The organism is Lentisphaera marina, from assembly GCF_028745505.1.
GTDB classification, from domain to species: domain Bacteria; phylum Verrucomicrobiota; class Lentisphaeria; order Lentisphaerales; family Lentisphaeraceae; genus Lentisphaera; species Lentisphaera marina.
The window spans coordinates 1,423,970-1,437,251 of record NZ_JAQZZL010000001.1 but is presented as its reverse complement, the minus strand read 5'-3'; the positions used below and the strand labels follow the sequence as shown (position 1 = coordinate 1,437,251).

Here is a 13,282-nt window from a genome sequence, read left to right as displayed (position 1 = left end):
ATGAAAGAAAAAATGATCATCATCGGCTTTGGCATGGTTGCCAAGCACTTCTGTGACCAATTTGTAAAACTTGGTCTCATGAACAAATATGAATTGATCATTTTCAGTAAAGAAAAGCATCTAGCCTACGATCGCGTGCAACTGACAACTTATGCACGTAACAAGGATTTCAAAAGTATCCAACTCAGTGATGAAAAATGGTTTAAGGATAATGACATTGAATTACGCTTAGGTGAGAGCATTGCCCAAATTGAACCCAAAAGCAAAATAGTAAAAACTGATTCTGGGCAAATGTATCCCTATGATGAACTAATTTTTGCAACAGGTTCATCCGCCTTTCTCCCTCCCATACCTGGAGTTGAAAAAAAAGGTGTTTTTACTTATAGAACTATCGAAGACGTGGATGCCATCCGCACTTTTTCCGAAAATAAAAAGACCGCCGTCGTCGTTGGTGGTGGCTTATTAGGCATCGAAGCTGCTGACTTCCTCCAAGCTCAGGGCTTAGAAACTCACATCGTAGAAATGGCCGATTTTTTAATGCCGCGCCAATTAACCCCCGAAGCCTCTGAACGCTTAAAAGAAAGCATCGAACAAAAAGGCTTCACTGTCCACACGGGGACTGCCAGTAAAGAAATTTCCGGAGGAGAAACTGGCCTAAAAATTCACTTTAAAAATGGAGAAAGCATAAACTGTGACCTCATCGTTGTTTCGGCAGGTATTCGTCCCAATCATCAAGTAGCAGAAAAAGCTAAAATTGATGTATCTCTTGGCGGAGGCATCATTTGTGATGACCAGCTAAAAACTTCTGAAGCTAATGTTTATGCTATGGGTGAGTGCGTTCGCCACCAAAACACGGTCTATGGCCTCGTTGCTCCAGGTTATAAAATGGCCGAAGTTCTTGCGGCTAACTTCTCTGGTCAAGAAAAAACTTTCGAAGGAGCCGACACCTCCACCCGCCTCAAACTTTTAGGAGAAAATGTCGTCAGCTTAGGTGCTGCACTTCAACCATTTAAATCTTTAGTCTACAAAGATAAAACTAGCTATCGCATGCTCAACTTTGACAAAAAGCATTTAGTTGGCGCTATAGGCATCGGTGAATGGTCCGATCTTGGTCGTATTCAAAGTGCTATCGAAAACCGCATGCTAGTAACAGATGAAGAAATCAATAGCTTTTTAGAAACGGGTAGCTTTTGGAATATAAGTGATTCAGTTGAAAAATGGCCTGACGAAACAATCATCTGTAACTGCCTCAAAGTTTCTAAAGGTGAAATTGTTCAGTGCTTCAAAACCTGTAACAACAATATTGATACGCTCAAAAAAGAAACTGGTGCCTGTACAGCTTGTGGATCTTGCGAAGGCCTTATTGCCCAACTCGCAGGCAAAGAAGTTGAATTACGAAACAAACCCAACCGCGGCTTACTAATCTTCTCAAGTCTTTGCGTAGTCGCTCTTGCTGTAATCTATTTCTCTCCTGTGTACTGGAATATAGATTCCTACAACTCTACTTCTTACAAAATCAGTCAAACTTTACGCTCGGGCCTATGGAGACAAATTACTGGTTTCTCAATCCTCGCATTCACTTTATTTGCCGCTGCTATTAGTCTAAGAAAGCGCTTTAAATTTTTCCGCTTTGGCAACTACAACTTATGGCGTGTTTCTCATGCTGTATTCGCTTTGATTAGTCTTATCATCCTTATGCTTCATACTGGGTTCAACCCAGGAAAAAATATCAACGCCTACTTATTCTGGACTTTTACTACCATGAATTTATTTGGAGTTATTACGGGTTTCACCACTAGTTTTGAATTTTATGGAACGAATAGAGTTGCCGCTTTCTGTCGTCGTTGGCGTCGACAAATCACCTTTATTCATTTTCTCGTCTTTTGGCCCATTCCCGTGCTCATTACTTTTCACATCTTACAAGCCTACTATTTCTCATTATGAAAACACTCATCCCCATACTTGCTTGGATCATCCTCAGCACCCTCGCTTCTATTTTCTTTGGAAATGAGTTGCTCAATGAAGAACTGAAGCCCAACTTTCTACCTAATGAAACGAGCCATGGTCACTATCAAATCGAATTAAAATGCGATGCTTGCCATACTCCCAATATGGGTATTAAAGAAAATGCCTGCATCGATTGTCACCAACAAGATTTAAAGGACTCTCAGGATTCTCACCCTGCTAATAAATTTAATGATCCTCGTAATTTTGAAATGGTTCAAAAATTAGATGGACGAAAGTGCGTCACTTGCCACAGCGAGCATGTACCTCACTCTACAGGGAAAATGGGCGTCACTCTACCTGAAAATTATTGCCTCGAGTGCCACAGCGAAATTGGCGAAGAACGTGAATCCCATAAGGGTTTAGATTTTCAGACTTGTGCAACTGCAGGCTGTCACAACTATCACGACAACCGTGCCTTATACGAAGACTTCTTAGTCGATCACTACGGAGAAGATGACCACTTACACGCAGCTAGCGAGTTGGCGCTCCACAAAAAAATTGATAAGAAAAAAGCCCTCATAGAACACGATTCACCCGAATTACCTAATCCTCAAATCCTTCATGACTGGAGTTCCACGGCTCACGCGGCGGCTGGGGTGAATTGTCGTGCATGCCATGAAAATGAAGAGGACAAAACTTGGAACAATAAAGTCCCTTGGCAAACCTGCCAGAAATGCCATAAAGATGAGAGCAAATCTTTCCAAGAAGGTCGCCATGGCATGCGTTTAAGTGTTGGCCTACCTGCAATGAAAGTTGCTGATGCACGTTTAGAAATGAAAGCCTCTGCTGCACACCGCGAAGTTAACTGCATTAGTTGCCACAATGACCACCGTTTTAGCTTAAGAACTGCCGCCATGGATGCCTGCCTAAAATGCCATAATGATAGCCATTCACTCAACTACAAAAAATCGCCGCACTACACATACTGGCGAATAGATAGCGAAATGGGCGAATTTAATAAAGGTGTCTCTTGTGCAACTTGTCACATGCCACGAATAAAGAAACATGGCAAGGTCATCGTCGATCATAATCAAAATAATAATCTGCGTCCCAACGAAAAAATGATTCGTAGTGCGTGCATGAAGTGCCACGGTTTAGAATTTTCCATTAACGCTCTTGCTGATGAGGAGCTCATTCAGCACAATTTTAATCGATCTCCAAGTAAAGAGATCCCCTCGCTCAAATGGGCGAAAGAACGAGAATAAGGAGGCATATATAGAAACATTACATTTATCGACCTCAACAAGAAAAACAATTTTGCAGGCATAACCACCATAGTCAATTCAAGGAATAACCATCATGAAATTCATCACAACAACATGTTTAACTCTAGCTTTTGGAGCTAGCTTTTTAACTTCTTGCAACAAACCTGCCGAACCCGCCGCTGCTCCTGCAGCTGCAGAAGAAAGTGTAAAACCAGAAAAAATGGCCGATGCATTATTTGCCGTTATGAAAGGTACTCGTACAGCCTACACGAAACACGTTATTAAAAACTTAGGTAAAGAAAAGAAGATCATTAAACCCCACGAAAAATGGGAAGACAAAGAAAATGGTGTCATGCTACCAGCTCAAATGTTCCGCTATGCACGTGACCTAGCCATGGAACAAAACCCTGGTTTCACATACTCTTTACAGTCAGAGTGGCCTATTAACAAGCAAAATGCTCCAAAGACTCCCATGGAGAAAGAAGGCTTGAAATACATTGGTGCTAATCCAGGTAAAAACTTTTATGGTACTGAAGATCTCGGTGGCAAAAAGTTCTATACTGCAGTTTATCCGGACGTCGCAGTTTCTGATGCATGCATCGACTGCCACAACGATCACAAAGATAGTCCTAGAACTGACTTTGCTATGGGCGAAGTCATGGGCGGAGTTGTTATACGTATTCCAATGAACTAAGATATGACATAAAGCGGGCTTCGGCCCGCTTTTTAAATAGATATATAGGTATTAATTGATGACACAAGAACTTCTATATCGTATCTAAAACTAAATGAAGGGAAAGTATGAAAGACCAATCAAAGCTTGACTCAGAGCGTAAAAAAGCCTCCTCACATTTAGCTTTTATAAAAAAATTCATCAAAAAGAACGAACTGCCTTCTTCTTTTTTAAGTACCGCTTGGCAGTATTACCTCCCATTGTCCCTAAATTTACTTCAATGGTCACAAGAAAAGAAAACTCAGCAAAAGAAAAGTTTTGTTCTTGGCATCAATGGTGCGCAAGGAACTGGCAAATCAACCCTCGCAGATTTACTCAAAGAATTATTGCAGGAATACGGCCTTAATGTCATCACTCTTTCCATTGATGATTTCTATTTGACGAAAAAAGAAAGAGACGAATTAGCCGATTCGATTCATCCACTTTTAAAAACGCGAGGGGTCCCAGGCACGCATGACCTTCAACTCGCTAAGCAAATCTTAGACAGTTTGACGGCACTACCCGATGATGAAAAGATTTCAAACATACAAATCCCAAGATTCAATAAAGCCATAGATGACCGCTTCCCCGATGGAGACGATTTACCAGATCAATTTATTGATGTCATTATTCTTGAAGGTTGGTGTATTGGCGCCGAGCCACAAGCCATCGAACATCTAGAAAAACATGTTAATGAACTAGAGCAGCTAGAGGACCCAGAAGGTCATTGGCGCCACTACATCAACGAGCAACTCACGGAAGATTACCAAGCCCTTTTCAGCAAACTCGACTATTTAGCTATGCTGAAAGCACCCAATTTCGAACGTATTCACCTATGGCGAAGTCAACAAGAAGAACGATTATTAAAGCAACAGACTGACCCGAGTGCTAGTTCTCAAATTATGAATAGCTCTCAGTTGAAACGCTTTATTATGCACTATGAAAGGCTGACTCGATGGATGCTTGAAGATATGCCTCAAAAAAGCGATCTCACCTTTTATCTCAACGAAAATCATGGGATCGATACTCAATCTTATAAGGAATCAAACTGGCCGCCCTACATTAGTAAGTCTAAACTCATAGTGGTTACTGACCTCGACGCTAGCTTACTAGATGAAAACTATAGTTGGGCAGCTGCCAATCAAAGCCTAGAACAATTGTCTAAAGTTTCTTTCCCTGTCATTTTCAATTCAAGTAAAACTCTTGTGGAAATGATCCCTTTAGCTGAACAAATTCAGCAACAATTCAAAACACCACCAACACCCATCGTCGCTGAAAACGGTGGAATCATTGCTTACCCCGACCATGAAAACTACAAGATTTCTGTAAGTTCAATTGATTTAAAATCAATCTTAGAGCTAGCGCATAACTTACGTCAGAAACACAATTATAAATTTACTGGTTTTAGTGATATGACTGCGGAAGAAATAAGCTCTGCCACTGGACTTAAGCCACAGTCTGCGAACTTAGCAAAACAACGCAATTCCACTGAACCTATCTTATGGTATGATAGTTTTGAGAATTTCACCGAGTTCAAAGCGAGCCTCGAAGATCATGGCGTCAGAGTCATTCGTGGCGGTCAATTTATCCACCTCATGGGACAAGCCGACAAAGCCGACGCCCTTGAAAGCTTACGATCCCATTATATTAAAACACAGACTTCAGATCATTGGCTAGTCGTTGCCCTTGGAGATAGCCCTAATGATCAAACAATGCTCAATAAAGCTGACATAGGCGCTTTGATCCCTAACAAAAAACATGCTGCATTTGAAATATCTGCCCCTCATACAATCAAATGTACCGAAAGCGGGCCCACCGCTTGGCAGCAAGCCATAAAAGAACTTTTTCTATCCCTCTATGGAATACAATTTTAACAAAGACAAATGATGTCTAAAACAAGGAGAACACCATGGGTGATTTTCATCAGCACGGTATTGTAACAACTCTTCACAGCCTTAACCAACGACCGATCAACGAATTAGAAGATGAGCTAAGGACTTTTAGTAAAAAAAAACCAATGGCATTATTATTGCCTTCCCTTTACTCTGAATTAGAAGGTCCCGCATTAGCTAATATTGTCGAAGAACTTAGAGATGTGGATTACTTAAAGCAAATTGTTGTCGGACTGGACCGTGCCGATGAAGACCAATACCGCAATGCCCTACAATTTTTTAATTGCCTCCCGCAAAAACCTCAAGTCATGTGGCATGATGGACCTCGACTCCGCGCCATCGATGCCTTGCTCCAGTCCTATGATCTAGCCCCTCCACACCCGGGAAAAGGAAGAAATGTTTGGTACATGTTCGGTTATATTTTAGCTACTGAAAAAGCTAAAGCTGTCGCCCTTCACGACTGTGATATCCTCACCTATAAGCGCGATTTACTTGCTCGACTCATTTACCCTGTTGTGCATCCCAACTTTAGCTATAAATTTTGTAAGGGGTTTTACTCGCGCATTGCGAGTCAGAAATTAAATGGCCGCGCCTGCAGGCTTCTGGTCACTCCTCTTATACGCGCTATGAAACAGGTTTGTGGACCCAATGAGTACCTGGATTATCTCGATAGTTTTCGCTATGCTTTAGCAGGGGAATTCTCTATGAAAAGTGATGTTTTGGAAGATATACGAATCCCTGCGGATTGGGGACTTGAAATGGGCGTACTCTCAGAATTGCAACGCAATTATTCTAGCAACCAAATCTGCCAAGTTGATATTGCTGACAATTATGACCATAAACATCAGATCTTATCTGAAAGTGATCGCTCCAAAGGTCTTTCTAAAATGAGTGCGGACATCGCGAAATCACTCTTTCGCAAGATGGCGACACAAGGCACCGTATTTTCTACCGGGACAATACGAACTATCAAAGCAACCTACTACCGTATGGCACTAGACCTCATCGATAGTTATAACAATGACGCCCTCATTAATGGTCTATCCTATGATCGCCATAAAGAAGGTCAAGCGGTCGAACTATTTGCCGAAAACATTCTTCACGCAGGACAAGACTTTCTTGAAAAAGCTATGGAAAGTCCCTTTATGCCTAGCTGGAAACGCGTTAGCGCTGCCGTACCAGATATTTTTGAACGACTTGTGGATGCCGTTGAAAAAGATCATCGTGATTTTTCCACTTCCGCACTACAAACGCCGGTACTTTCTCCTTCTACACAACGCTTAAAAGAGCGTATTTCTCTACATTTAAGAGAAATCTATGGGTCATTAGATAAAGATATTTGTACTAATACTCTAACAGATAAACTCATGGAGCAATTAAATCTTTCTGCTAGCCCTTTGACAAACACTAAACAGGATAAGTGGTCAGAAGATGATGTGGTCCTTATCACCTATGGGGACAGCATAAAAAAATCTGACCAAAGTGAACCTCCTCTTCGAACCCTTCACCGTTTCCTGCATAGAGAACTAAACAAAACAGTTAACTCGGTTCACATCTTACCCTTTTCACCCTTCAGTTCTGATGACGGTTTTTCAGTTATTGATTATGATGCCATTAATCCTGACCTCGGTACTTGGCAAGAGGTCGAAGCCATTGCCAGTGAGTTCAAACTCATGGCCGACCTTGTTATTAACCACTGTTCAAGTCAATCAAAATGGTTTAAGAATTTCCTCGAGGATAAATCCCCTGGAAAATCCTATTTTATTATCCCTGAAGATTCGATTGATCTCAGTAAAGTCGTAAGACCTCGAGCGACCCCCTTGCTAACAGAATTCAAAACTGAAAAAGGGGAAAAATCTGTTTGGTGTACCTTTAGTGCTGACCAAGTCGACCTCAATTATGCTAATCCTGAAGTCCTATTTGAAGTGATTCGTATTTTGGCTGATTACCTTAAACATGGCGTAAGGCTCTTCAGACTCGATGCCATTGCCTTTTTGTGGAAAGAAAGCGGCACTGAATGCGTGCACCTTCATCAAACACATGAAATCATAAAACTCATCCGTTTGGTTCTCGAAAACATCGAGCCATCCGCTTTAATCATCACTGAAACTAATGTCCCAAATCGCGAGAATTTAAGTTACTTTGGCAATGATAATGAAGCTCATATGATCTATAACTTTTCTTTACCCCCCTTACTAATTAATAGTTTACTGACTGGGGATTGCTCACACCTCAAAACTTGGATGATGTCCATGCCTCCTGCCAAACGAGGTCGTACTTATCTTAACTTTATAGCCTCCCATGACGGCATAGGTGTGCGCCCTGCTGAAGGTTTATTAAATGATACAGAGTTGAGTAATATGCTTTCGACCTTAAGTAATTTTGGCGGTCATATCTCTATGAGACAGACTCCCGATGGTCAAAACAAACCTTATGAAGTCAACATTTCACTTTTTGATGCACTTAAATCTACCGTTAAGGCCAATTCTTCTGAGTCGGATCAGTGGCATCTAGATCGATTTATATGCGCCCACACTATTATGTTAGCTCTCGAGGGTATCCCTGCTATATATATCCACAGCTTACTTGGCACACAAAATGATCACGAATTTGCTGAGAAAACGGGTCGCGCGCGTTCGATCAATCGTAGCCAATGGGATATTAATGAACTAAATGAAAAACTACAAGACCCCTCAAGTCACCACATGACGGTTTTTAATAGACTCAAGCAACTAATTAAAATTCGCCGCAAACAAGCAGCTTTTCATCCAAATGCCACTCAATATACTTTACACTTAGGTAGCACCCTCTTTGCTTTTTGGAGAGAGAGCCTAGATCGCCATCAAAATATTTTTGCGATTCATAATATTAGTGACCAAGTTCAAAAAATCCCCTTAGTCGAACTTAACCTAATAGCTACAGAAACTTGGCATGACTTGCTCAGTGACCAATCTTATGATGATTTAAGTGCAGTTATTGAACTGGCCCCTTACCAATGTGCTTGGATAAGTAATAAAGTTTAAAATTATTATCAGCACCTACACAATCACCCTGAATATTTTTACGTAATTGTAATTTTGGTATATATTTTTACTTTTTTGTAGATTTTTTGTAAATTTGTTATTTTTCCTGTTTGATATTCCACAGCATTTAAGTAATCTACTGACGCAGACGAAAAATCGTCGTTTTATGTATATATACTACGATGATGTAAAAAGGAAGTTTACGATGGAAATAGCTGGCAAAGCCACAAAATTAAAGTTGACGGATCTTAAGAGTCCTCAAATTCGCACATTCTGGATAACCGCAATCGCATTCTTTATGTGCTTTTTCTCATGGTTCGGTATAGTTCCATTTATGCCTGCGGTAAAAAAATCTTTAGGAATGACTGGTGATCAAGCAAACCTTTCAGTAATTGCTGCCGTTTCCGGCACTATCTTTGCTCGCCTTCTTTTAGGTAAACTATGCGACAAATATGGTCCAAGAATATGCTACACTTGGATGCTTATACTCGGTTCACTTCCAGTTATCGGAATAGCTTTTGTTCAAAATTTTGAACAGTTCCTTTTTTGTCGTATTCTCATTGGTTTTATTGGTGCCTCTTTTGTTATTACACAAGTTCACACTTCTCTCATGTTTGCTCCTAACTGTGTAGGCACAGCAAACGCTACTTCTGCTGGCTGGGGTAACCTCGGTGGTGGTGCTAATCGAATTATAATGCCAATTATTGCACTAGGTGTGGTTGCGTGTGGAGTTGCTGAAGCAGAAGCATGGAGGTGGTCTATGGCTTTTGCTGGTGTGAGTTGCTTCATCATGGGTCTCGTCTACTACAAATTCACCCAAGATACTCCTGAAGGTAACTTCAAAGATCTACGTGCCGCAGGTAAAATGCTTGACGCTAAAAAATCAGGTAGTTTCACTGAGGCTGCAAAAGACTACCGTAGCTGGATCCTCTTCCTCGTTTATGCAGGTTGCTTCGGTATCGAACTCACTGTTTATGGCAAAATGGATGATTACTTACAAGCACAGTTTGCTTTAAGTCGTGGTCAAGCAGGAACACTCGTAGCATGCTTCGCACTCATGAACATATTTGCCCGTACTACTGGTGGGTTCTTGGGAGATAAATTCGGTATTAAAAAAGGTCTTAAAGGTCGAGTTCAGTTCCTCATGTTAATCATGGTTATCGAAGGTATTATTTTAGCTTCTTTCTCACAAATTACTTACTTCCCACTCGCCGTCGTTGTTCTAATCCTTTTCTCTCTCAGCGTTCAAATGGCCGAAGGAGCAACCTTTACAGTGGTTCCCTTCATCAATAAAAAATGCGTCGGTTCTGTATCTGGCATCGTTGGTGCTGGTGGTAATGCAGGTGCTGTTTTAGCCGCTTGGCTCATCAGGGAAAAATGTAAAAATACTCATTCAGCTATTGATCCTACACAGGTTTCTGAAGTCACTACAAAAGCTGCTGAAGCAGCTGGTATATCAAGTAGCTTTTTAATCCTTGGTGGGTTAATTATACTCTCAGGTATTGCTACTGCTTTTGTTCGCTTCTCTGCGAAAGATGAAGAAGTTGCTGCTGTCGCTACCAAAAAAGCTCAAGAAGAAGCCGCTGCTCTAAAAGCTGCTCTTCCCGCTTAAACTTAAGTTACTCTTCCTTTAACCCTCAGTAAAGATTTACTGAGGGTTTTTTAAGGCAAGTAAAAAAACATACGATAACTGTAACTTTTGTGTTATATATTACTTTTTTGGTATTTTGTATAAAAAAGGGATTGACCTTCCCTTAAACTTAATTATAATAAATCAGATTAAATTTTTAAAGCTAAGATAAATAATTTAATCAAATGAAATTTTGATAAAAACCTTTGCATTAAGCTCTAAGCTTTTATACAATAATCCCTATTATTCGCAGTCATGTTGAATGATAACCCTAAGTCAAACAAGGAATGAAAAAATGAAAAAATTCGCAACATGCTTCTTAATGTCTGCACTTGCAGCTACAGCAGCAGAAAAAGCCAATGACTTTGGCGAAATATTTACGAAAGGTGAACTAGACCTAAAAGCAAGACTCGGCTATGAGCATGCTTCTGTACAGGGAAGTGCTAATGATGATGCCAATGCCTTAACTCTATCTAACTATGTTGGCTTTCGAACTGCTGAAATTGGCGGTTTAAGTTTTTATGCACAATATCATTCGAATCAACGAGTCGTATCCGATTATAATGATACTGAGGGCCATGGCGCTGGTGAATATGAGGTTGTAGCTGATCCCGATGTAACTCGTTGGCAACAAGTTTACGCTGATTTCACTCTCATACCAGACACTAAAGTTCGTGTTGGTCGTCAAGTAATTCTTCAAAACGATGTTCGTTTCATTGGTAATATTGGTTGGAGACAAACCGAGCAAACTTTTGATGCAGTTAGCATCACCAACAAATCTATTGATAAACTCGAGCTCTTTGCAGCTTATGCCGATAAAGTCAATACCATTTTTGGTAACAGCGTAGAATACGATCATATCCTCATGTTTAATGCTAAATACAAATTAGCTGAAACTCACACTCTAACTGGTTTTTCTTACTTTGTAGACGGTGACGAAGACTTAAAAGCCAAAGGTGGAACTGCTCACAAGGGTGCAACTACAAACGATTCTGCTACTTATGGTGTTCGTGTAGATGGTAAATTTGATGACTTTATCTACGATGCAACTTTTGCTTATCAAACTGACTATGCTGATTCCGATGATAACGAAACCATGTTCACACACCTCTACGGTGGTTACAAAATGGGTGATTGGACTCCAGGCCTCGGTTACATGTTCATCGATGAAAGAGATGAAAATTTTGCTTTTGACACACTCTTTTCTACCGCTCACAAATTCAACGGATGGTCTGACCGATTCCTTGGAACTAATGGTGGTAACTTAGCTGATGGTCTCCAAGATTACTATATTGACCTTAAAGGTTCTTTCATGGGTAATAAAGTTGTTCTTGCCTACCACTACTTCGATGATGTTGCTGGCAATGATGATTACGGTATGGAATACAATGCCTTGGTCGCACGTAAATTAACAGACAACTTAACCGCATCAGTTAAAGCTGCCTACTTCGTCGGCAATGACGACCGTGGTGATGGCTATGCCAATGACGACATGAACGTTTGGCTTCGTCTGGACTATGCAATCGGGTCAAAAATCGGCGATTTATTTAAATAAAACGCGTCGATAGTAAACATTCTTAGGAGCCTCTCAAATTTTATCTTTGAGGGGCTCTTGTATTTTACATGATAAATTATCGACTCACACCTATTTGTTCTTGAATAAAGTTTATCTCTATGTACTCTACTGAGACTTTATCTCATTAACTTAGGAATGAACCCCAAATGAAAAAACTACTCATCGCTGCTTTAGCAATTTTCTTTGCCTCTTGCGATAACAAAACTCAGACTCCTAGTGCTGAAACTGCAAAAGAATATGCACCAGTTGTAAAACAAAACTCTGAAGCTGAACAAGCCCTTCTCATTTACACGGGACGAAAAACCATGTATGCTCAGCCCCTCTTTGATTTATTCACCAAAGAAACTGGCATTAAAATCACTGTGAAAGAAGGTAAAACTGCTCAACTTGCCAATACGATTCTACGCGAGGGCGACAACTCTCCTGCAGATCTTTTCTTCGCACAAGACTCATCAAACCTCGGCGCTTTATCTTCAGCAAATGTTCTTGAAGTACTCCCTGCTGAAACAGTAAAAAAAGTTGATGCTCGTTATACTGGCCCCAAAGGCGACTGGGTGGGAACTTCTGGCCGTGCTCGTGTCCTTGTTTACAACAAAAAGATGGTCAAAGCTGAAGAACTCCCAAAAAGTATTGAAGACTTAGCTGATCCAAAGTGGAAAGGTCGTCTTGGCTGGGCACCCGGCAATGGTTCTTTCCAATCACACGTCACGGCAATGATTAAAGTTCTCGGCAAGGAAAAAACTGCTGCATGGATCAAAGCACTCAAAGCCAACGAGATTCAAGATTTCCCTAAAAACACTCCCATCGTTAAAGCTGTTGCTGAAGGTAAAGTTGCAGCCGGCTTAGTGAATCACTATTACCTCTACAAAGTCCGCTTGGATATGAAAGAAGCACTCGATGCTGAAAATCATTTTTTTGCTGATGGAGATGCTGGTATGTTCATTAATGTTTCTGGAATTGCTCTTCTAAAGAGTTCTAAAAACAAAGCGGCTGCACAAAAATTCATCGACTGGATTCTAAGTGAAAAAGCGCAATCATTCTTTAAAGACTCCAACTTTGAGTATCCACTTGCGGCTGGTGTGAGTGCTTTCTCTGAGCTTAAGCCCCTCGATCAAATCGACCCAATCAAAATCGACCTCGGTGATCTCGATAAAATCGAAGAGACTATTCAAGTACTCGAAGAGAACGGCGCACTCTAATTGACGCTTAAAAGTTCAGATTTATTTCTGAAAATTAC

The 13,282-nt window shown here is 40.7% G+C and carries 8 protein-coding genes; all 8 read left to right on the top strand.

What is annotated here, in order from left to right; translation table 11 throughout:
* Positions 1–12: 12 nt before the first annotated feature.
* The 8 genes from PQO01_RS05950 to PQO01_RS05915 all read left to right on the top strand — a co-directional run bounded on the left by PQO01_RS05950 (position 13) and on the right by PQO01_RS05915 (position 13,244).
* The gene (locus PQO01_RS05950; protein ID WP_274313118.1) at positions 13–1,944 is read left to right on the top strand and encodes an FAD-dependent oxidoreductase; all 1,932 of its coding nucleotides are present in this window, start codon (positions 13–15) and stop codon (positions 1,942–1,944) included.
* Positions 1,941–3,212: an ammonia-forming cytochrome c nitrite reductase subunit c552 gene (locus tag PQO01_RS05945; RefSeq protein ID WP_274313117.1), complete on the top strand. Its 1,272-nt coding sequence runs from the start codon at positions 1,941–1,943 to the stop codon at positions 3,210–3,212. Before PQO01_RS05950 ends, PQO01_RS05945 begins: the two co-directional genes overlap by 4 nt.
* A 94-nt stretch (positions 3,213–3,306) precedes the next feature.
* Positions 3,307–3,906: a Tll0287-like domain-containing protein gene (locus PQO01_RS05940; protein ID WP_274313116.1), complete on the top strand. Its 600-nt coding sequence runs from the start codon at positions 3,307–3,309 to the stop codon at positions 3,904–3,906.
* Positions 3,907–4,013: 107 nt separating this feature from the next.
* Positions 4,014–5,798, top strand: coding sequence for an HAD-IIB family hydrolase (locus tag PQO01_RS05935; protein ID WP_274313115.1), 1,785 nt, complete (start codon positions 4,014–4,016; stop codon positions 5,796–5,798).
* Positions 5,799–7,108: 1,310 nt separating this feature from the next.
* The gene (locus PQO01_RS21625) at positions 7,109–8,839 is read left to right on the top strand and encodes a sugar phosphorylase (RefSeq protein WP_420792911.1); all 1,731 of its coding nucleotides are present in this window, start codon (positions 7,109–7,111) and stop codon (positions 8,837–8,839) included.
* A gap of 205 nt (positions 8,840–9,044) precedes the next feature.
* Positions 9,045–10,451, top strand: coding sequence for an MFS transporter (locus PQO01_RS05925; protein WP_274313113.1), 1,407 nt, complete (start codon positions 9,045–9,047; stop codon positions 10,449–10,451).
* Positions 10,452–10,764: 313 nt separating this feature from the next.
* Complete coding sequence (locus tag PQO01_RS05920; RefSeq protein ID WP_274313112.1) at positions 10,765–12,024, top strand: alginate export family protein; 1,260 nt, start codon at positions 10,765–10,767, stop codon at positions 12,022–12,024.
* Positions 12,025–12,191: 167 nt separating this feature from the next.
* Positions 12,192–13,244: an iron ABC transporter substrate-binding protein gene (locus PQO01_RS05915; protein ID WP_274313111.1), complete on the top strand. Its 1,053-nt coding sequence runs from the start codon at positions 12,192–12,194 to the stop codon at positions 13,242–13,244.
* Positions 13,245–13,282 lie beyond the last annotated feature (38 nt).